Annotated in this window: 16 protein-coding genes; 8 read left to right on the plus strand and 8 right to left on the minus strand. The window is 65.8% G+C overall.

Annotation, left to right across the window (positions count from 1 at the left end; translation table 11 throughout):
- Positions 1-326 precede the first annotated feature (326 nt).
- The 5 genes from ACLQ28_RS34015 to ACLQ28_RS34035 all read left to right on the plus strand — a co-directional run bounded on the left by ACLQ28_RS34015 (position 327) and on the right by ACLQ28_RS34035 (position 4,918).
- A complete protein-coding gene (locus ACLQ28_RS34015) occupies positions 327-1,733 on the plus strand; it encodes an APC family permease (RefSeq protein ID WP_425690357.1) in 1,407 nt (468 codons plus the stop codon).
- Entirely contained in the window at positions 1,730-2,743 is a 1,014-nt protein-coding gene (locus tag ACLQ28_RS34020) for an acetamidase/formamidase family protein (RefSeq protein ID WP_425690358.1), read from the plus strand. The genes ACLQ28_RS34015 and ACLQ28_RS34020 overlap by 4 nt, the downstream gene beginning before the upstream one ends.
- A gap of 14 nt (positions 2,744-2,757) precedes the next feature.
- Positions 2,758-3,441, plus strand: a complete 684-nt coding sequence (locus ACLQ28_RS34025; protein ID WP_425690359.1) for a GOLPH3/VPS74 family protein — start codon at positions 2,758-2,760, stop codon at positions 3,439-3,441.
- Positions 3,442-3,483: 42 nt separating this feature from the next.
- Positions 3,484-4,152 (plus strand): GNAT family N-acetyltransferase, encoded by a 669-nt coding sequence (locus tag ACLQ28_RS34030; protein ID WP_425690360.1) that lies wholly within the window; start codon positions 3,484-3,486, stop codon positions 4,150-4,152.
- Between the two features lie 553 nt (positions 4,153-4,705).
- Positions 4,706-4,918 (plus strand): hypothetical protein, encoded by a 213-nt coding sequence (locus ACLQ28_RS34035; RefSeq protein ID WP_425690361.1) that lies wholly within the window; start codon positions 4,706-4,708, stop codon positions 4,916-4,918.
- 477 nt (positions 4,919-5,395) lie between these two features.
- Here ACLQ28_RS34035 and ACLQ28_RS34040 read toward each other — a convergent pair whose 3' ends face one another.
- From ACLQ28_RS34040 to ACLQ28_RS34065, 6 genes are all read right to left on the minus strand, one after another.
- Positions 5,396-8,110 carry an ATP-dependent DNA helicase gene (locus ACLQ28_RS34040; protein WP_425690362.1) on the minus strand — a complete coding sequence of 905 codons (2,715 nt, stop codon included), beginning with the start codon at positions 8,108-8,110 and terminating at the stop codon, positions 5,396-5,398.
- Entirely contained in the window at positions 8,107-8,457 is a 351-nt protein-coding gene (locus ACLQ28_RS34045; RefSeq protein WP_425690363.1) for a M48 family metallopeptidase, read from the minus strand. Before ACLQ28_RS34045 ends, ACLQ28_RS34040 begins: the two co-directional genes overlap by 4 nt.
- On the minus strand, positions 8,457-11,393 hold the full coding sequence (locus tag ACLQ28_RS34050) for a type I restriction endonuclease subunit R (protein WP_425690364.1): 2,937 nt from the start codon (positions 11,391-11,393) through the stop codon (positions 8,457-8,459). Before ACLQ28_RS34050 ends, ACLQ28_RS34045 begins: the two co-directional genes overlap by 1 nt.
- Positions 11,390-12,637, minus strand: a complete 1,248-nt coding sequence (locus ACLQ28_RS34055) for a restriction endonuclease subunit S (RefSeq protein ID WP_425690365.1) — start codon at positions 12,635-12,637, stop codon at positions 11,390-11,392. Before ACLQ28_RS34055 ends, ACLQ28_RS34050 begins: the two co-directional genes overlap by 4 nt.
- Positions 12,634-14,802, minus strand: a complete 2,169-nt coding sequence (locus ACLQ28_RS34060) for an N-6 DNA methylase (RefSeq protein ID WP_425690366.1) — start codon at positions 14,800-14,802, stop codon at positions 12,634-12,636. The genes ACLQ28_RS34055 and ACLQ28_RS34060 overlap by 4 nt, the downstream gene beginning before the upstream one ends.
- Positions 14,803-14,970: 168 nt before the next feature.
- On the minus strand, positions 14,971-15,540 hold the full coding sequence (locus ACLQ28_RS34065) for a hypothetical protein (protein ID WP_425690367.1): 570 nt from the start codon (positions 15,538-15,540) through the stop codon (positions 14,971-14,973).
- Between the two features lie 80 nt (positions 15,541-15,620).
- Between ACLQ28_RS34065 and ACLQ28_RS34070 the strand changes: the two genes are divergently transcribed.
- Positions 15,621-15,785: a hypothetical protein gene (locus ACLQ28_RS34070; RefSeq protein WP_425690368.1), complete on the plus strand. Its 165-nt coding sequence runs from the start codon at positions 15,621-15,623 to the stop codon at positions 15,783-15,785.
- A 254-nt stretch (positions 15,786-16,039) separates the two neighbouring features.
- On the opposite strand, the gene ACLQ28_RS34075 is transcribed toward ACLQ28_RS34070, so the two are convergent.
- A complete protein-coding gene (locus ACLQ28_RS34075; RefSeq protein WP_425690369.1) occupies positions 16,040-17,056 on the minus strand; it encodes an SMODS domain-containing nucleotidyltransferase in 1,017 nt (338 codons plus the stop codon).
- Positions 17,057-17,191: 135 nt separating this feature from the next.
- Here ACLQ28_RS34075 and ACLQ28_RS34080 point away from each other — a divergent pair, with 135 nt between their 5' ends.
- Together ACLQ28_RS34080 and ACLQ28_RS34085 are read left to right on the plus strand one after the other, a co-directional pair.
- Positions 17,192-18,310 carry a helix-turn-helix domain-containing protein gene (locus tag ACLQ28_RS34080; protein ID WP_425690370.1) on the plus strand — a complete coding sequence of 373 codons (1,119 nt, stop codon included), beginning with the start codon at positions 17,192-17,194 and terminating at the stop codon, positions 18,308-18,310.
- A gap of 12 nt (positions 18,311-18,322) precedes the next feature.
- Positions 18,323-18,595, plus strand: a complete 273-nt coding sequence (locus ACLQ28_RS34085; RefSeq protein ID WP_425690372.1) for a hypothetical protein — start codon at positions 18,323-18,325, stop codon at positions 18,593-18,595.
- Between the two features lie 567 nt (positions 18,596-19,162).
- Here the strand turns inward: ACLQ28_RS34085 and ACLQ28_RS34090 are convergent.
- A complete protein-coding gene (locus tag ACLQ28_RS34090; protein WP_425690371.1) occupies positions 19,163-19,297 on the minus strand; it encodes a hypothetical protein in 135 nt (44 codons plus the stop codon).
- Positions 19,298-20,151: the final 854 nt, after the last annotated feature.

Here is a 20,151-nt window from a genome sequence, read left to right on the forward strand (position 1 = left end):
GATCTCCGATCCCCGTCCTCAGGTCAGCACCCCCAACTCACACGGGGTGTCTCACACCATCCTGACCAAGAGGGGCGTGCCAGTACGCGACATGCGCCGCGTGCAGCAGGGGCGTGATAGCCGACATCTAAGAAGGCTGATGTCGGCGGATTGTCAGACGTCGACGGCAAGGCTTACCGACATCGGCCGACTTCGCCTTAAGTCACTCTCGTCGCCGGTGGCGCGTGCCGCGTCCCGGACTGAACACGTCGCGGCCCAAATGCCGGCATCTGGTGCCTCGATGACGCACGTGCCGACGACTCATTGATCGACTGAAAGGATCCCCGATGTTGGATCAGCACGATCTAGAGCGTTACGGCTATCGGCAGGAGTTGAGCCGGCAGCTGCGGTTCCGGGACTTGGTCGCGTACGGGCTGGTGTACATGGTGCCGATCGCGCCGATGGCGATCTTCGGAAGCGTGTACGCCGGCTCCGGCGGGATGGTGGCCTTGGCGTACGCGGTCGGTGTGGTGGCGTTGGTGTTCACCGCGTTCTCGTACGCGCAGATGGTGAAGGCGTTCCCGATGTCGGGCAGCGTCTACAACTACGCCGGCCGGGGTATCAGCGCGCCGGTCGGGTTCCTGGCTGGCTGGGTGATCCTGCTCGACTACGTCCTCGTGCCGGGTCTGCTGTACCTGGTGGCGTCGGTGGCGATGCACTCCACCGTGCCGGCCGTGCCGGTGTGGCTGTGGTTGCTCGGGTTCGTTGCGGTCAACACGATCGTCAACTCGGTGGGGATCCGGATGACCGCGATGGTGACCCGGGTGATGCTCGTCGGCGAGCTGATCGTCCTGGCGATCTTCCTCGCCGTCGCCGGCTGGGCCCTCGCAACGGGCAGGGGCCGGTTCAGTTGGGATGCGTTCTACAACGCCGACACCTTCACCTGGTCGCTCGTCGCGGGGGCGGTGTCGATCGCGGTGCTGTCCTTCCTCGGCTTCGACGGCATCTCCATGCTGGCCGAGGAGACCAAGGGCGGCTCCCGGCAGATCGGCCGGGCCATGGCCGCCGTCCTCATCCTGGCCGGGGTGCTGTTCATCGCCCAGACCTGGCTGGCCGCGATGCTCGTCCCCGAGCCGGCCTCGCTGCTCAGCGACGGGGATCCGAACGGCACCGCCTTCTACGACGCCGCGCAGGTGGCTGGCGGAGGGTGGCTGGCGACCCTGTGCGCGGTAGCAACCGCGATCGCGTGGGGCCTGCCGAACTCGATGGTCGCCCAGGTCGCCACGTCCCGGCTGTTGTACGCGATGGCGCGGGACCGGCAACTGCCCGCCTTCTTGGCGAAGGTTTCGATCCGCCGGAACGTGCCGATCAACGCGACCCTGCTCACCGGCGCCGTGTCCCTGGTGCTCGGCCTGTACATGGCCACCCGCGCGGACGGGATCACGCTGCTGTCGTCGCTGATCAACTTCGGGGCGATGGTCGCCTTCCTCGTGCTGCACGTCTCCGTGGTCGTGCACCACCTCATCCGCCGGCGCAGCGGGAACTGGTGGGCGCACCTGGTCATGCCCGGGATCGGGTTCGCGATCCTCGCCTACGTGGTGGTCAACGCCAACATCGCCGCGCAGCGCCTCGGTCTGGCCTGGCTCGCCCTCGGCGTGGCCGTTCTCGCTGGCCTCTACCTGGCTGGCCGCCGGCCCGCGCTGTCGGGTCTGGCGCCCGCGCAGCCGCAGGCCCGCCACGTGGAACGGGTGTGACCGCCATGGACGCGATCACGTACCGTCCCGCCCGCGACGAACTCGCCTACACCTTCGGCGGCCGAATGCCGGTGGCCCACGTCCGCTCCGGCGACATCCTGCAGGTGTACACCGAGGACTGCTTCGGCGGCCTCGTCCGCGGGCCGGCGGACCTGCCGTCGCAGGTGTGCCGGATGCCGTACCTGAACCCGGTGTCCGGGCCGTTCTTCGTCGAGGACGCCGAACCCGGCGACACCCTCGCCGTCCACCTCGCCGCCATCACCCCCGCCCGCGACTGGGGCGTCTCCTCGACGTTCCCGCACTTCGGGGCGCTGACCGGTACGTCCCACACCGCCACCCTGCAGCCGCCGCTGCAGGAGCGGGTGTGGGTGTACGACATCGACCGGCAGGCCGGCACGGTCCGCTTCCACGCCACCGAAACCGACCACACCGTCGACCTGCCGCTCGACCCGATGATCGGCACGATCGGCGTCGCGCCGGGCGCGTTCGAGGCGCGCTCGACCATCGTGCCCGACAGCCATGGCGGGAACCTCGACACGCCAGAGTTGCGCGCCGGTACCACCTTGTACCTGGGGGTGAATGTGCACGGGGCGATGCTCGCCCTCGGCGACGGGCACGCCCGCCAAGGCGAGGGTGAGGCCTGCGGCGTCGGGGTGGAGATCGCCACGACCACCACCCTGATCATCGAGGTCATCAAGGGCGTTCCGACGGTGTGGCCCCGCCTGGAGACCGACACGTCGATCATGTCAGTTGGCTGCGCCCGTCCCCTCGAGGACGCGTACCGGATCGCGCACCGCGACCTGGTCGGCTGGGTGAGTGACCTCACCGGCTTGGAGCAGCTCGACGCCTACCAGCTGGTGTCGCAGGCCGGGCGGGCGCCGATCGGCAACGTCTGCGACCCGAACTACACGGTCCTCGCCGCCGTCGACAAGCTACTGCTTCCGCAGCCGCAGGCCGCCTGCGGCGGGATGCACGCCCGCCTCCGACAGCACGCCGGCGTGCCGCGGTAGAGGGCGGGATCCACATGGCCTCCTCCATCCCCCAGTTGCCGTTGCGGGACGAGTTGTTCCTGCTCGGTCACGACGACGACACCGGCCAGCCGCACATTCACCGCCAGGCCCTCGCCCTCGGCCTGGCCGGTGCGGTACTCATCGACCTTTTCCTCGCCGGGCGGATCGCTCTCGACACCAGCGGCGACACCGGGCCGGGCGAGGAGCAGCGTCTCTGGCTGCACCTGGACCGCCCGGTCGGGGATCGGATCGCCGACACCGCCCTGGCCTCCATCCGCTACGCCCACCCGACCCCGCCCCTGCGGGGGTGGCTGCGCGGATTCGCCGACGACCTGTACGACCGCACCCGCGCCGGCCTGCACGCCGGCGGGATCCTGCGCCACGACGTGCGCCGCCGCCTCGGCGGGCTCGCCCGCACCGACCGCTACCTGCCCGCCGACCTCAAGTGGCCGGTCGTCGCCCGCGCCCGGCTGCACTACCTCGCCGCCGGCCGTGACCAGCCCGACAACCACACCGCCGCCCTCGGCGGCCTCGTCGCGACCCTCGGCCTGACCAACCACCTGTACCTCGCCGACGACATCGCCGCCCTCACCGTGCAGCTACGCACCATCGCCGCGCGGCACCACCGGCAGGTACGCGACATCACCGCGGCGGTGGACGCCGCCGTCGGTGACCTCGCCACCGCCGCCTACCGGTGAGCCCCGCCATCCCACCCGATCGGCTGCCCTTGGAGGCATCTCATGGACGTCATTCCGCGTATCCGTGCCGCCCGGTGGGCGGACAAGGACCCGGTCGCCGCGCTGATTGCCGACGCCCTGCATTCCGGTCCGCTCGCCCAGTGGCTGGTGCCCGATCCGACCTGCCGGCGGCGGATCCTCACCGACGTGGCGGTCATCTGGGTGGAACACGCCATGTTCTTCGGCGACATCCAGATCACCAACGACCTGAGCGCCGCCGCGATGGGGTTTCACCGCTACCGCAGCATCCCGCCACCGTCGAACTACCGCAGCCGACTGGCCGACGCCGCCGGCCCGCACGCGCGCCAGTTCGAACTCCTCGACCAACTACTCGCCCAGGTCCGACCCACCGAACCTCACTACCACCTGGCAGTCCTCGCCGTCCTTCCCGCCGCCCGGCAGCGCGGCGTCGGCGCGGCGATGCTCACCCACCACGAGAGCCGCCTCGACCGCATTGACCTGCCCTCCTGGACCGAGACCATCCATGGCAGCCAGGACGTGTACCGCCGGCACGGCTACCTCCCGAGACCCACGCTCACCCTGCCCAACGGGCCTGTAATCAACCCGATGCGCCGCAACCCTCACCCGGCTCGCGGATCGTGGCCCCCGAACACCGCCAAGCCGGCGACCGTCACCGCGCCGGCGCACGCCCAGTCCGACGCGCAACGCTAGGCAGGAGGCAGACACCCAGGTCACAGCCCTGACCGAGCTCCTCTATCACCGTCCCCGGGGTCACCGCCCGCCATCTGCGCTGGGTCCACGTCGGGACGTACAAGCCGGTCGCCCGCCCGTAGAGGACGGCAGCGGCGACCGACGTGGCCGGCGACGACAGTCCCCCGCTGTCGCCGCCGGCCACACCCTCCACCATGCGCAGCCCTCGGTCGTGACCGCCTGCACAAACCCAGCAGTGTTGCCCGACGCCCGAACACGAACAACAGGAAGGACCGCTGATGCCGACGCGGACGCTAGCCCTCGCCGCGTGGACACCCGCCTTTGTCGCCGATGTCGTCGCCGCGAACATCGAGCACGCCGCTGTTGATAGCCTGCACCGAGCGTTTCGGGACGTGGCCCGCGGCCCTGGCCTGCCGCCGGCGACGGTCGAGGAATGGGTCTCGCGGGCCCGCGCCGTGCAGGCCGCGCCCGTGTCACCCGATCTCCTGGCCTGCCGCACCTGCGAGCGATCCATGATCCTCGTCCAGCTGCCCGGCTCTAGCAGGGTCTACCTGTGCGCGCCGTCCTGCGGGCGCACACCGGTTCCGGCGACGAGATCCGCAGCACCATCGCCGCAGTGATCCTGCACCGCACCCCACACCTCATCCCACCCGGCAAGACGACCCACGCCGCCTCTTACGCGCTCGGCCCGATCCACCGCGTCGCCGTCGGCGCGACCGGCACATCACCTGGGGGGCCGTCGTCCGGCAGATCACCGGCCCGATGATGGCCATGGCCCAGCGCCTGCATTTGGCCAGCGCCACACCGCCGACAAAAGGCCCGAGCGTGCCATCAACATCCTGCACAGCGGACTCCTGCACATCGACCCCCGGCGCCGGGACTGTAAGACGAATGGTGCAACTCCTGATCGAGTGGCAGCTAGGGTTGTCCTGCGCCCGGAATAACAATTATTGGTACAGCCGGTGCGCCGGCTATCGACCTTCCAGTGGACCTCGTCGGCTGGTGAGTCGTCCACCAGGGGCCGCCGCGCTTGTTCACTCGGCAGGACACACCCCGGCTCGTACAAGCCGGACTCCCGCAGGTCAATGGACCCGCGACCGAGATCAGGCAAAATCGTTACCCACGACAGGATCGCTGCTCCGGGCGTACGCCGCCGTGCACTGACGGCTATCGGCACGCATGAAGGCCGACATATGCAGCAAGGTGCCGATCTTCGCCTGAGGTTGGCGATCACGCCGAGTGGTCAGGAAGCTCGTCGAGCCCCAGCGACCGGAGTAAGGCCGCGGCGGGTTGACAGAAGGGCTACATCCTTGGGGCTGCTTGCCCGCGGGAGGCTCTTGAGGACGGCCTGCTGGGTTTCTGGGGTCCAGAAGATCTTGAGGCTCTCCCGCGCCCGAGTGACTGCCGTGTAGAAAATGCTGTGCGTGATGTCATCTTCGTTGGCGTCAGTCATGACGATCTTGACAGAATCGTACTCGAGGCCCTGGGCCTTGTGGATCGAGACGGCGTAGGCGACCTGGAATGGCACAGCGGTGTTGACCGAGTCGTCGTCCTCGTCGCTGGTGTCGTAGTCGTAGACGGAGAAGCGCACAGTCGAGCCCTCCACCCACTCCAGTTCGCCGCCGACAACGTCGAACCCGGTGAGCGGCCGATCCAGCTCAACGTCAAACTGGATCCGGCCTGGGTGGTAGGCGATGTCGACGAGCCGGCCCTTCAGGTTGTTGTAGATCACCGGCCTGAACCGCTCGGTCTCGTTGAAGAGGACGGGGTCGTCGACCTTGTAGGTGGAGACACGCCAGGTGGTCGCCGGGTTCGGGTTACTGCTCTGGAGGAAGCGGTTGACGTTGTTGATGCCGTACAAGCCGTCGTAGTTCAGGCACAGGATGATCTCGTCCTTCCGCTGCGCCTCGAACAGCGACTTGTCGAGCACGGTCGAGTAGCCGTTGCGGGCGATGACCTCGGCGATGTCGTCATCGATGTTCCGCACCTTGCCCCAGAAGCCCAGGAGGGACTGGCTCTTGGTCCTGAACGGCGTCATCAGCTCGAACACCGACGTGCGCGGGATGAACGAGCGGATGATACTGAACCAGTTGCCGAACTGGATGGACTCGATCTGGTAGACGTCGCCTACCAGGACCAACAGCTTGAACGACGTCTTCTCTAGCACTTTGAGCAGGTCAGCGTTGCTGACCGTGCTGCACTCGTCGATGACCAGAAGGTCGTACTCGGGATCACATGCACTCCGGTAGATCTGGCTGCTGATCGTCCGAAAGGTCGAGTTCTGCGCGGTCACCTTGCGCTCAAGATTATCCTTCGCCGGGTTGGTGTGAGCCAGGAACAGCTTCGCCTTGTCGTTGAAGTACTTGGCGATGTGGTCGACCATCGTCGACTTGCCCGTGCCGGCCGCACCGTAGATCAGAGCAACCTTCGACTGACTGAACAGGCACTTGAGCGCGTCGCTCTTGACCTCGTCATCGATGCCACGAGGCGCCTCGCCCAGCCACCGTTCGACGGCCGGTTTGTAGCCATCGATCCCGGAGCCCGCATACTCCTGGAGCTTCTCGAGGATGGCGACGGTATCGTCCTCGTAGCCGCGGATGAACACATGGCCCTTGTCCTGCACCAACTGGCGCTCGGTGTGCTTGTAGTAGAGCCTGCCGTTGTAGGCGGCGAGCAGCTTGATGACATCTCCAAGCGCTTCCAGATCGGCGACGGGCGTGTAGAGGACCCCGTGGCGCTCGACGTTGTTCCGCACTCGCCGCGCGAGCAGCTCGTGGCTCCGGTCAGTCGCATCGAGGCTCTCGACGAGGTCCCAGTAGCGCGGGTTATGCCCGATCGGCGAGCTGCAAAACGGCATGGTGTCGAACGGGGTGCACCCGTACTGCAGGTTCAATTCAGACAGGCGGCCGCACTTGTCCCAGCTGTATTGCGGCTTCAGCAACTGGTTATGCATCCGCAGCATGAGGTAGCGGATTACGTTGTGACCTGGCACCTCCGACCGCACGATGCGGCGTGCCTCGTCCAGCACAGGGAAGATCTGCGGCTTGCCGGCACCCGCCGTGCCTGCGGCCTTGGTCAATTCGTACTGCTCATCGGACATGTCGGTGAGGTCGAGCAGGCTTCCCGCGCCGACGGTCAGGCCTCGCATCAGGTATCGGTACTCTGAGGAGCCGACGTTGGCCTTGATGGTGATGCCCAGAAGCCGTGCGAAGTTGTTGAACTCGCAGGGGCGGATCGAGACCTCCCAGTCGCGGATGATCGTGATAGGCATCGTCTGGTCGAGGACGTCGATCGAGTCACCCTGAAGCGTCAGCATGGCCGAGTACTTGTCGGTCATGTCGATGCCGGTGAAGGCCATGATGCGGTCGAACTTGCTGACCTTGTTGACGGCCCGGTAAAAGGTGACCTCGTAGTAGATGCGCCCGCCGACGAAGAATGGACGCGTCCTGTGGATATAGTACCGGTCCCGTGCTCCGCTCCCCGAGTCGGTCGAAGGCAGCGCATCAATCCGGGCAGCGATCTTCTCGTGATACTCCCGCAGGGACGGGTCGAGATCGACCGGGAACGACTCCAGGTTGGTGAGCGCCTCGATCCCGCAGCCGTCCTTGAGTAGAGTGCGGATACGCAGGAGGTACTCGTAGTACTTGAGCATCAAGCGCTCGGAGGCGTCCCCGTCCATCGTGTAGTGCGAGGCGCTCGCTTCAAGCAGCTTGTGGAACCCGCTCAGGAACCTGTATTGACCCTTTGCCTTCACGAAGGCGAGCCCGAGTCCGATCGCTGGATAGTTGTACTCGGCGTCGGAGGAACCCAGCTGGAGGCGCACAGCGACTCCCTCAACCAGATTGCGGAGCTGAGCAAGGACGTTCTGGGACAGCAGCTCACGCTGGTCAGTCAGTGAGGCGATGTTCTGGCAGATCGCCGCATCCGTGCTTCGGATGTGCTCGCCCACCGTGGTCATGCGCCTTCACCTCGCCGATCCATCTGCCGTTCCGTTGAGTGCTTGCTGCTCTGCTCCAGATCCCGCCAGTTGGGCACGAGGGCGTTCATCATCGCCTTGAACTGCTTGCCGTGGTCGCGGTACTTGAGGTGCAGCAGCTCGTGAACGATGACGTAGTCCTGGAAGTCCTCGGCCTCAGTAGCGAGATCCTCCGCAAGGGTCACGACGCCATCGGGCGCGCACGACCCCCACTTGCCCGGTAGGCGCTTGATCTGGACCTGCTCCGGGTTGACCTTGAGCTTGACAGCCCATCCCATCGCCCGCCGGCGAAGCTGCTGCTCGGGGTAGAGCGACGACTTGATGATCATCAGCTCGCCAGCTCCAGAACCTGCATGATCCGCTCGATGACGGCCGCCCGTTCCTCCTTGCCGAGTGCCAGGAGCGGCTTGTAGAGGCCAGCTCGGAGGCGACGCTTCTCGTCAGGGTTCTCCCGCCAGTTTGGGAACTTGCCGAGCACTGTCTCGATCTCCCGCGAGGCAGCCATCGAGTCGAACGACGCCTTCTTGGCACCCTCGTCCTGAGCGATCACCCAGTAGATGGCAAAGCCAAGATCGGTGAGGCCGCTCTCCTTGGCCTTCTTCTTCGCCTTGGCCTTCTCCTGGACAAGCGCCTCCAGCTGGATCATGGCGGCGATGCCGTTGATCTTGCGGTCCTCGAGGTTCTGCATGACCCGGTCTGCCCGCTCCTTTATGCCCTGCAGCACCACGGCGCCGGCCGGGTCCTCCTCCATCTCCTTCCGGAGACCACGGAGAAGGTTGTACACCTTGCCCTCGTCCGGACCCTCTTCACTCTTGAGCTGCTCCAGCGTCTCGACGTCGAAGTCGACGACCTTGGAGAAGCGACCGAGCCCGTCCTGGGTGGCGCTGTCCTGTATGAGCTTCCGCGTCTTGTGCTCCAGGTCGCCAAGGAAGCTACCGGAATCGGTGTAGTTGGCGCGCACCGCCGCGTAAAGCTTGGACAGGTCCTTGTAGGTCCGGATGTGGTCACGCAGGCCAGGGTCGGGCGACAGGATCTCCCAGAGCGTCTCGATGTCCTTGTAGGCGTCGTAGAAGACCTTGCGAGCCGCCGGGTCGATGAACCGACCGAAGACCGCCGCTTCGAGCTGAGCGTCGGGAGTTTGGCTACCGTCGGCCTGCAGGTACTCGGCCGCGGCTGCGCCGACCTTCTGGTGCAGGTCGACCATGAGGATGTCGAGATCCTCGAGCGCACCCTTGACCGCACTGGCGTCGATCGTCAGCGCCTTCTTCATGTTTTCGAGGACGCTGACGAAGTCGACGACCAGGCCAACCTTCTTGCTGACGTTCTGGTTATCGATGTACGGCCGGTTGACCCGAGCCAGCGACTGGAGCAGCACGTGGTTGCGCATCGGCTTGTCCAGGTACATGACGTAGAGCACCGGGGCGTCGTAGCCGGTCAGGAGCTTGTCGGTGACGATGAGGATCTTGGGCTCCAGGCCCGGTTTCTTGAAGAACTTGCGGACCTCCTCCTCTCGCGTCTCAGAGATCTGGAGCTCGGCCACGACAGGGCGGTCGACGACGTCGTTGGCGTTTTTGGAGTAGACGACCTCCGACCACTCGGGCGGCAGGTAGCGATCGAGAGCCACCTTGTACTTGGCGCAGGTTTCGCGGTCGACAGCCACCACGAACGCCTTATAGCCGAGCGGCAGGACGTTTTCCTTGAAGTGCCCAGCGACAAACTCAGCGACCCGGTCGACCCGGTCCTCTGCTCCGAGGAACGCCCGCAGGTTGACCGCCCGCTCCAGCACCTTGTTGAGCTCGTCGACGTCGGTGACGTCCTCCTCGCCGGCCAGGGCATAGAACTGCTCTTCGAGGTCCTTGGCTGGCAGGCGCATGCTCGACGGGGCGAGCTTGTAGCGGATCGGAAGGGTCGTCTCGTCCTCGATCGACTCAATGATCGAGTACTTGTCGAGGAAGCCGTCCTCATCGTCGCGGCCGAAAATCTTGAACGAACCTGAGCCCGCCTTGCTGTCGCCGACCGGCGTACCCGTGAAGCCGATGATCGTCGCGTTCAGGACGGCGGCCATCAGGTAGGTGCCGAGGTCGGCGGCCACCGACCGGTGCGCCTCGTCGATGAAGACGTAGATGTTGTCCCGCGTCGACGAATTGGCCTTGATCTCCTCGAACTTGTGAATCATCGAGACCACCAGGCCCCGAAAGTCCGAGTCGAAGATGTCCTGCAGGTCGGCCTTGCTGTCCGCACGACGCACGGCGATGTCACTCGCCTGCATCTCACCGAGCAGCCGCTCCACCCAGCCCTTGAGCTGGCCCTCCAGCTCGTTGCGGTCGACGACCAGGATGACCGTTGCGTTGGCGAAGCGCGCCTTGTCCTCAAGGATCTGGCGGGCAGCGGTCAGGAGCGTGAAGGTCTTGCCCGACCCCTGGGTGTGCCAGATGAGGCCGCGGTTCTTCGTCGGGTCGGCGCAGCGAGCAACGACCTTATCGACGGCCTTGCGCTGGTGCTCGCGGAGAACCGACTTCCGGGTCTCGGAGTCCTCAACGTAGAAGAGGATCCAGTCCTTGAGGGTTCGCAGGAACGCATGCGGCTCGAAGAAGGCCTCGACGGCGCTCTTGTAGCTCTCGTCCTCGGCGTACTTCCACTTGAAGATGAAGCGCCGCGAGACGTTCCAGGTGACGCCGTACCAGTATCCCAGCATGTGGGTGACGTTGTAGAGCTGGGTCTGAGCGAGCAGCTCGGGCGTCGCCTGCTCGTAGCGGCGCAGCTGAGTGATGCCACGGGACAAGGCATCACCCGAGGTCGGGCTCTTGTGCTCCACGATGGCTACCGGGAGGCCGTTGACCACGAAGATGACGTCGGCACGGTTGCCCTTGCGCGCGACCGGCTCGATTTTCCATTCCCAGGTGGCCTGAAGCTCGTTGTTATCCGGGCACTCGAAGTCGATGAGCTGGACCGAACGGCTGAGCTTCTCGTTCTCGTCGTACCACTTGTGCTCGCCGCGCATCCAGCGCAGGACTTCCCAGTTGCCCTCGATGGTGGCCGGCAGCGCCTCGATGGTCTCGACGATGGAGCGCGCCTGGTCAGGCGTCAGCCACGGGTTGAACTCCCGCAGCTTATCCTCCAGCACCGACGTGAGCAGCATGTTCTCGCGCCCGCGCCGGAGCACCTCTGCATCCACCGGCTCAACGATGTTCCAGCCGACCCCATGGGCGTGAGAGACCATAGGGAACTGCGCGGTGCGCGCCTCGCTGATCTTGAGAGTGGTCATGCGGTCGCCTCCTCTAGCTCGCGCTGCACACCAAGGTCCGCTTCTTCAAGGTCGTTGACACGCACCTCGCCCGACATGAGCTGTGCGAGGACGGTCTCGAAGAGAATTTCTAGCGCGCGCAGCCGGGATTTGTGGAGACTTAACTTGCGGTCCAGGGCCTCGAACACCTCTGCGATCTCGATCTGCGTTTTCTTGCTTGCGGGGTACGCAATCGGGAAGTCGCGAACGATGTCGAGGTTGAGGTTCTGCTGCTGTCCGCCATGAGCCAACCGCCGCAGCTCCTCGTACTTGAACGCCAGGTACTGGTAGAGGAAGCGCCCCTCGACCGCGTCATCGTTCGCCTGGATCGCGGCGCAGGCCTGGTTCGTCGCGGCATCGATACCCAGGATGGCGACCTTGCCGCGCGTGACTCCCTGGCCGTACATGGCCAGAACCACGGTGCCAGCCGGAAGAATCTTCGCCGCCGACTCATCGAGACCCCGCTGAGTGATGCGCTCAGAGGTATCGGTGATGACCGAGTAGTTGACTTCGGTCGTCTTGACCCACGGGATGGTCCCGCCGTTCCAGTACACGGGCACCGACCGAGAAGGCGTACCGCCAGAGGAGACATCGTGTCGATCGCCGATGCGCTCGTACATCCAGTCGTCGAGCTGCCTGCCCTCCTCCGTTGAGAGGACCACTTGACCGATTGCGCGGATCAGCCGACGGGTGACAGTAACTGCATCTTGTTCGAGCGCGACCAGGTCGCGGACCCCATCCAGGACGTCGGCGATAGCCTTCTGCTCACCCTCGGGCGGCACTGGTACAGGGATGCGGTCGATTTTTGACTTGTTGAGCGTGTTGCCCTTGATCTGCCGGTCTTGAAACTGGGTGTAGTCGACTTGCGACAAGTAGTACCCAAGGAAACGCTGGTCCATGCCGGGCTTCGGGTATATCGAGATGATTGCCTCGTTGTGCACCGCCGGGATACCAAGCGTGGCGACCCGACCGATCGTCAGCTTGAAGCTCATGATCAGGGTGCCCGCCGGTCTTACGGAGCCACCGAAGACCCGGTCGAACGCCTCCCCACTGATGCTCTCCTTGGTCGATGCCACCACGCCGTAGGCGGGCATGTCTGAGATGGTGACCCACGGTGTCGGCTCCTCCGTCGCTGCCCAGAAAGCTGCGTTCGCGCGCGCGGGTGTCCTGCCGACGCTGTAGTCAGCGACCTCGATGAACGGCCGCTCCACCCACTCGGTGGTCACTTCGCCACCTGCTTCACGAGGCTATAGACAATGGCGTTGAGCGCTGCTAGCTGCTGGTCGAGAGTTCGAAGATTGTCCAGGAGCTCCGGGATCGACCGCTTCTCGACATCCGCAGCTCGTGCAACCCAGCGTGACGGGCTCAGGTTGTAGTCGGCGTTCACCAACTCGGCGGCCTCGACGACAGCGAACTCGCCCTCGACAGGTTCGGCCGCCTGGTAAATGCGAGCCAGTTCGACCACATCGGCACTGTCGAGGAAGTTCTTCGGCCGCCCCTTCGTGAAGCGTCGGCTGGCGTTGAGCATGAGGACCTTGCCCTTGCGGGCGGCCGGCTTGCGCTTGTTGAGGATGACGATGATTCCTGCAGCGCTGGTGTTGTAGAAGAGGTTGTCGGGCAGCAGGACGACACCCTCGATGAAATCCCGGTCCACGAACCACTTACGGATGTTGCGCTCCTTGTCGTCATTCTTGGATCCCGACCCGCGCGTCATCGCGCCGGTATCAAGGACCACGGCAGCTCGGCCGCCGTCGTTCATGACCGCCAGGGTGTGCTGGAGCCATGGCCAGTCGCCCTTGCCGGAGGTGACGCCACCCGCCTTGGCGAAGCGGTCATAGGGGTCGTCCTCGAGGATGTCGGGCGAGAAGGTCTGATTCCACATCGGATTGGCGACAACGATGTCGAACTGCTGGAGACCGCCGACGGGATCCCGGAATTTCGGGTTGATCATGGTGTCGCCCCGCTGCAGGTCGACGTCCATGTCATGGATGATCGTGTTCATCCGCACCACGGCGTAGCTTTCAGCCTGGAGTTCCTGGCCGAACATCTTGAGCGGCACCTTGCTCGTCGGGTCAAGCTCACGGGCAATGAGCTGCAGCTTGATCAGTAGGCCACCAGAGCCGCAGGCGTAGTCGTGGCATGTCTCGCCCGGCCGCGGACGCAGGATGCGCGCCATGAGGAAGCCCACCTCGGTTGGCGTGAAGAATTCGCCTGCCGACTGGCCCGATCCCTCAGCGAACTTCCGCAGCAGGTACTCGTAGGCGCGCCCGAGGAAGTCGGGCTGCACGTCGGCCAGGCCGAGACGGTAGCGCGGGTCGGAGAACGCCTCGACCACACCCCGCAGCTTGGCCGGGTTGATGTCACGCTCGCCGTTTCGTTCGGCAGCGAAGTCGACGACGTCGATGACCCCACTGAGGCTCGGGTTGTAGCGGACGACGGCACGGACCGCCTTGGTCAGGTGCTCCCCGATGTCCTTCGGAGTTGTCGAACGGCCGCGATCGTCCGGGGGCCAGTCGTACGACTCACGCCCGGAGATCACACTCCAACGCGCCTCCTTCGGGAGGTAGAAACGCAGCAACTCCTTGTCCTCCTCCACGATCTCCAGCGCAACCTCGCGGTCACCGAACTCGTCGGCCAGGCGGGAGATTTCGTCGTCGAAGACGTCGGATAGACGCTTCAGGAAGAGCAGCGGCAGGAGGTAGTCCTTGAACTTGGCCGCGTCCTTCTCACCGCGGATCGAACAGGCGGCGTCCCAGAGCATCTGCTCCATGGGCTTGGTCGTCTTGGTGTCGGCCTTGGCCGCGCGACTACGCCGCCCCGACGTGACAATGGCGGAATCGCCAGGATCGGCGAAGTCGATGCCAGCCTCCTCGGCCAGCGCCAGGATGCTCGCCAGCTTGACCTTCTGGGGCTTGGTGCTGCCGTCGCCGCCCTCCCAACGGTTGACGGTCGCAAACGACACGCCGAGTCGTTCCGCGAGCTCCGTCTGGGTGAGCTCAAGATTAGCCCTGATGGCCCGGAGTACGTCCGGCACCGCCGCCACAGATGTCATGTTTGCCATCTTTGTGATATTACAAACTTCGGTCAACTCGGCGCGCCGAGACTGCCCCAGCTCACAACCGCAGCTCTCGCCGGCGGCCTCGGAGGTGCGCATCGCGGCTGCGACGACGTCCGTGTCGGGTAGTAGGTCGCCGCGGCTGATCGCGGTGGTCAGTCGCACGTATGGCTCGCGCAGGAACGTGACGCCAGCGGCTAGGTTGCGCGTGTTCGAGTCCACGGCGACGCTGCCGGCTCGGGCGACGCCGGTCGCGTAGCCGGTGGCCTCGCGGCCGGCGAAGAACTCCGCAGCGACTGGCCGATGGTGAGTAGCCTCGGCTGCCAGTCGTTCCACCGCAGCTGCTGCGCGACCAGGACCATGTGCAGTTCAGTGGCGGCGACGATCAGCGGTGGTCACGGCCTCGGCGCGGTCGCGGGCAGCGGCGACGCGGGTCGCCTCCTGCTGGCGACGCTGCACGCGTTGGGTCAGCGTCACGCCGACGAGGGTGAACCCCGCCGGCGATCAGCGCGGGGGCAGGCAGGCCCGGTGACGGAGTCTGCGCAGTACCCAGCGGCGCCACATCAGGCGGCGCAGTCCGAAACGGTAAATGATTGCGCACTCCATGCGCGCGACGATGGCGTTGATTCCGCGAGGGCCGAAGTCGCCGAGCAGCATCTCGGCGCTCTTGATGATGGGTGGCTGCTGCCAGGCGATCGCGCAAGCGGGTCCGACCAGGGGGTTGATGTCGGCGAGGCAGGCGTCGAACACCTCGCTCATGGCGCGGCTCTCGGCGGCGATCCACGCGCGAGATTCGGCGAGTTGTTCCTGCAGAGTGTGGCCGCGGTCGGCGAGGGCGGTGAGGGTGGCCGCGTCGTCGCTGGTTCGGCGGCGGATGCGGTAGGGGTATTCGGCCCAGGCGACGAGGGTGCGCACGGCTTGGGCGTAGCGTTCTCGGCGTGCCGTGGCATTCGCCCGGGTATTGCCGAGGATGACGCTGATCAGGCCAGCGACCACGCTGGAGCCGAGGACGGCCAGGGCGATGGTGATCGTGGGCGGCTGGGCGGCGGCGGAATCCACGGCCTGCGCGAGCATCGTTTGGTCCGTGACCACCGGCCGATTTCCTTCCGCAGCGCAGTCGTGGCGATCCCGTGTGGAGCCTTCCGGTCATCGCCGTGGGGGGCATCCTCGCACGGCCACTCGCCGCTGCGCCGCCACGCCTCCTCGAAGATCAGATGCCGGTGCACGAGCGTGACCAGAGGCTCCAGTCCGTCTTCGGGAAGCCACCGCAGCGCGGGATCGTCGCGGTCGTACTGCAGGCAGAGATCCCCGAGCTGTAGGTTGCGGTGCTTGAAGGGACGGTCGCTGCCAGAGCGCGGGTAGGCATGCACACGGTCGCCGGGCGGGAGGACGACCAGCCGGATCCGCTCGACCGGGTAGCCGTCGGCTGCCAACGCGGGAAGCGGTAGCAGGGTCAGCTCGAGGCGAGCCCCACCGAGCGCGGCGGTGTGGCCGGCGGCCTGCGCCACGCCGAACACGTCGGCGTGGCGCAGGAGGTGGTCGGCCGCTGCGGCGGGATCCTGCAGGACCGCCGTCACCGGGTACGCCATGACCTCGCCGGCCGGTTGGTCTGCGCACCGCGCTGCGAGGTCACGGCCCGGCCGGTGGAGGTGATGCTGCCCGCGCTCAGCGCGGCCAGCGCCTGCGCGGCGGGCTGGGCGGCCGGGGCGGGGAACGGCTCGCCGAACACCGCGTGCCAGATATCGATCGCGGCCTGATGGTCACCGTCGGCGGCGAGCCGCTGCGCCTCCCGGCCCCGCTTGGCCGCGAGACCGAACGTCTGGCTGAACCGCAACCGCTCGCCCGGTGTCCAGTCCTTGGCGAGGTCGTCCACGCCGGTCGGGTCGTACACGTTGCCCATGACCGCCTCGGCCGCATGGTCGAGCGCGGTGACCGTGGCGGCGGCGTGGGACATCTTCGTCGTGATCGCCGCGTACCACAGGGACTCGATGACCAGGCCAGACAGTTTTTCCAGCGTGGGCTGGTTGGTCTTGAACGACTTGCCCATCCGGACCTGGTGCACGAAGGCACCGACGGTGGCCAGGTTACGTTCACGGACCACCCGCCGCAGGGTGCGGGTGTTCGACCACTCCCACCGGTCGAGGTCACGGTCGGCGATGAACACGCCCTCGTCGGTGTCGCCGTCCTCGAAGGCCGGCACCAGGTCGAACGTGAAGGTGCAGTCCACGAACGTGACCTGCAGCGCGTGGGCAGGCTGCTTGTCCTCGTCGAAACGGGCGTCGGGCCAACGAGCGGCGACCGCCTGGCGGATCGCCGCCATCGAGGCGGCCGGGCCGCCCTTACCGGCGCCGAACCACCGCTGCCGGTGATCCTCGGCCAGCAGGACGATCATGTCGACGTCCTTGAGCGGCTTGAGCATCGTCTTGCGGGCGAAGCTGCCCTGCAGGAAGGTCGACGAGGCAATGCCCACCTCCGTCAAGACCTCGGTGACCTCCTGGTGGCGGCGCTGAGCCTGCTCCAGTTCCCGCCGGTCAAGGTTCAGCGCGGCGTCGAAATTGCCGAACGCCTCCCCTGTGGTTCGCGGTGCCATGTACACACATCCGTTCTGACCCGCCGTTCCGTGGCGGAGTCGTCGTGGCCGGCAAGACCTGACCGCACAGCGCGGTCGGCCCCCGGCTCCAGCCCTTCGGATCTTACTTAATTTTTCGACGTCATGTTCCGCATAGTGTTCCGCGTCGGAAGGGTAATGTTCGGCGCGGCAGTCCGGCCTTACGCCGCGAATCGACCAGAATCGGATGCAAGATCAAGGGCGGAGGAGACAGAGTTGAGCGCGCCGGGGTTCCAGGGGGCACGCCTGCGGATGGCTAGGGAGCTGGCCGGGCTCAGTCAGGCGCATCTCGCTGGGCGGGTAACGGTCTCCGCAGCCGCTGTCAGCCAGTTCGAGAGCGGCGCCGCCCGGCCCAGTCCCGAGACGCTCAACGTCCTGAGCGTGACGCTCGATGTCCCCGTCGAATTCTTCAACCAGCCCCTCGTGGAGACACACGAGGGATTCTTCCGATCGCTGCGCCGCACCGCGGTCGCCGATCGCCGCCGGGCGCGGGCCGTCGCCCACGTCGCCCACGACCTCGCCGTCCACGCCACCGCCGCCGGGCAGTTCCCCACCGGCACCGTCCCGCAGATCCGGGTCAACAGCCTCGATGCCACCCGCGAGGAGATCGAGCGCATCGCCGGGCAGGCCCGTGCGGAGTGGAAACTACCCCCCGGACCTGTCGGCAACGTCGTGGACCTCCTCGAACACCACGGTGTCGTCGTCATCCGCCTTCCGTTGGGAAGCACCGACGTCGACGCCTTCTCCCTACCATTCAACGACCATCCGGTCGTCGTGCTCGGCACGGACAAGAACGACCGCGCCAGATCACGCTTCGACGCCGCCCACGAACTGGCCCACCTCGTGCTGCACGGCGAACAAATCTGGGGCGTCAAAGAAGTCGAAAAACAGGCACACACGTTCGCCGCGGCGTTCCTCATGCCTGCCGACGAAATCGCCGACCAACTACCCGACACTGTCGACTGGTCAAGACTGTTCGAACTCAAGCGCTACTGGCAGGTCTCGCTGGCCGCGCTGCTGATGCGCGCCCGCACGCTCGGCCGCATGAGCGAAGGCACCTACCTCACCGCAATCAAGGCCGCCTCAGCTCGCGGATGGCGACGGGTCGAACCAGTCCCGCTCGGCACCCCCGAGCGCCCCTGCCACCTACTGAACTTCCTCACCTCGACCGCGAGCGGAACCGCCCGCCAGCAGATGCCCACCTCCGTCATCTCCGCACTCGCCGCAGCCGCGTAGCCCCCGCAGTCACTGACCAACCGGCCCGTCAAGGGCGCGCTCATCGGATCAGCGACGATCCTGGCGTGGTCGTTCGTCCGCACCGACCTACCCCTCGACGGCCCCGCCGCCCAGGTCGCCCTCCCACGGGCCGAGCCGGGCCCGGTGACTAATCGAGGTGGCCAGCGTGGTTCATCATGCCGACCAATCAAAGTGCATGCACTACCCGCGCCGGCCGCGGACCCACGATGGCGAACACGGCCGACACGATCTACACCCGACGCCTGGACCGCAACTTCCGTCTAATGGCCGCACCTGGTGGCTTACCTCTGTTCCAGACACCATGGACGGTTCACGCTGTGGCGCTCCCACTCTCCGGCCCTCATCCTCGAACCCCCGGCACATCGAGGAGGTGAAGACCACGATGCACAATGCGAATCAGCGGGTGTCCCGCCGATCAGCCAGAGCGGGCCACCACTGGTTCGCCATACCTTGCGCCAAGCCCGTCTCGGACCTTCGACCAGCCGATTCAGGTGCCACCGCGCGACCAGGGCGCCGCAGATCACCTGGCCGTAGGGCAGCCGCGAGGCTGCTGTTGTCGCAGCCTTCGTGATGCCGCCAGAGCTGGCATCTGGACGGAGCGGTCGAACGATCGGGGCATCGGACTGCCCTGTCGCCGCCCGCAGGACTACCCAACCAGAGCCGCTGCTCCCAATCTGCTCCCAATGTAAGCCGCACATACAGCAAAGCCCGTTACCGATGACTTCGGCAACGGGCTTCTGACCTGCATAAACTGAGAGTGGGCGATGCTGGTATCGAACCAGCGACCTCTTCGGTGTGAACGAAGCGCTCTCGGAACAGCGCTGCGCCACCTCACCGACCGCCCGACCGCCCGGGCGCCTGGAGCTCCTCGGCCGTCGCCATCATATCTACACCGCCGAGGACGACGACGGCAATCGCATCGATCACCCCGTCTTGGTCGGTAAGCAGCAGATCCTCGAACAACATGACCCATCGCCCGCCTGCGCTTTCTTACCCAACTGCGCCACGACAACGCAGGCAGCAATCCGCGAGAGCCAACAAACGACCAGAGGGCTCCTGACACCCTGACGAGCCGAAAGTAGGTGAACGCTACACCCATAACCACGATTCGTAGAGCAGCAGGCGAGCGTGCCGGTTGAGCGGAAGGCTCAGCCGGCACGCTCCTTCCAGTTTTCGGCAACTTCCGCAGAACATAAGCAGTCCTAACCATCCAGGTTGGCCACTGTGGTGGCTAACCGAGCCAAGACCGAATGCACTCCGAGCCACCCATGCGCCGCCGGACTTCGAGTCGTACGGCCCGCCCGACGTGTGGACGAGCAGTCCGGCAAGCACGCCGATCGCCGGATCCTCCGACTCGGCAGCGCTGGCAGACATACGAAACCCCTCTCGGCAACACCGCTACCAGGGCGATCACCGGCACGCACCCCTCACCGAAAGGCTCCAACGTGGAAACGCTTCAAAATCTCCGAGTCTACATCGATTTCGAACAGGGCAAGCAAATACACCCTGCGACCTGCTCAAGAATCAACGATTGGCTTGACACCGTACGAACGGAACGGGTGGATAAGCGTCCACAGTCAGTAAATCCCGCGACCGTGTATGGCAGCGACAGTGCCATTAACCTCCGAATTCGAACAGGCTTAAATCCTGAAAGGACAGATCCATGCCCGCCCCGCCCCCGAACCGCGCCGTCAGATGGAACCGGTCGGCGGCAACCTGCCGGCCGCGCCACGCGACGCCGACCGGTAGTTGTCAAGTCAAACTGAGACGGTCTGTGCCTGTTGGGCTGGCTGGTTGATCCACACTTGGGTGGGGAGTTT

The organism is Micromonospora sp. DT201, from assembly GCF_049841575.1.
In the GTDB taxonomy this organism is placed as follows: Bacteria; Actinomycetota; Actinomycetes; order Mycobacteriales; family Micromonosporaceae; genus Micromonospora.

Bases quoted from the DNA above. Each gene is read 5' to 3' on its own strand.
- ACLQ28_RS34075 (WP_425690369.1), bottom strand. From the start codon at position 17,056: ATGGCACCGCGAACCACAGGGGAGGCGTTCGGCAATTTCGACGCCGCG.
- ACLQ28_RS34030 (WP_425690360.1), top strand. From the start codon at position 3,484: ATGGACGTCATTCCGCGTATCCGTGCCGCCCGGTGGGCGGACAAGGAC.
- ACLQ28_RS34065 (WP_425690367.1), bottom strand. From the start codon at position 15,540: ATGCTCGCGCAGGCCGTGGATTCCGCCGCCGCCCAGCCGCCCACGATC.
- ACLQ28_RS34025 (WP_425690359.1), top strand. From the start codon at position 2,758: ATGGCCTCCTCCATCCCCCAGTTGCCGTTGCGGGACGAGTTGTTCCTG.
- ACLQ28_RS34040 (WP_425690362.1), bottom strand. From the start codon at position 8,110: ATGACCACGGTGGGCGAGCACATCCGAAGCACGGATGCGGCGATCTGC.
- ACLQ28_RS34015 (WP_425690357.1), top strand. From the start codon at position 327: ATGTTGGATCAGCACGATCTAGAGCGTTACGGCTATCGGCAGGAGTTG.
- ACLQ28_RS34045 (WP_425690363.1), bottom strand. From the start codon at position 8,457: ATGATCATCAAGTCGTCGCTCTACCCCGAGCAGCAGCTTCGCCGGCGG.
- ACLQ28_RS34090 (WP_425690371.1), bottom strand. From the start codon at position 19,297: ATGTTGTTCGAGGATCTGCTGCTTACCGACCAAGACGGGGTGATCGAT.
- ACLQ28_RS34050 (WP_425690364.1), bottom strand. From the start codon at position 11,393: ATGACCACTCTCAAGATCAGCGAGGCGCGCACCGCGCAGTTCCCTATG.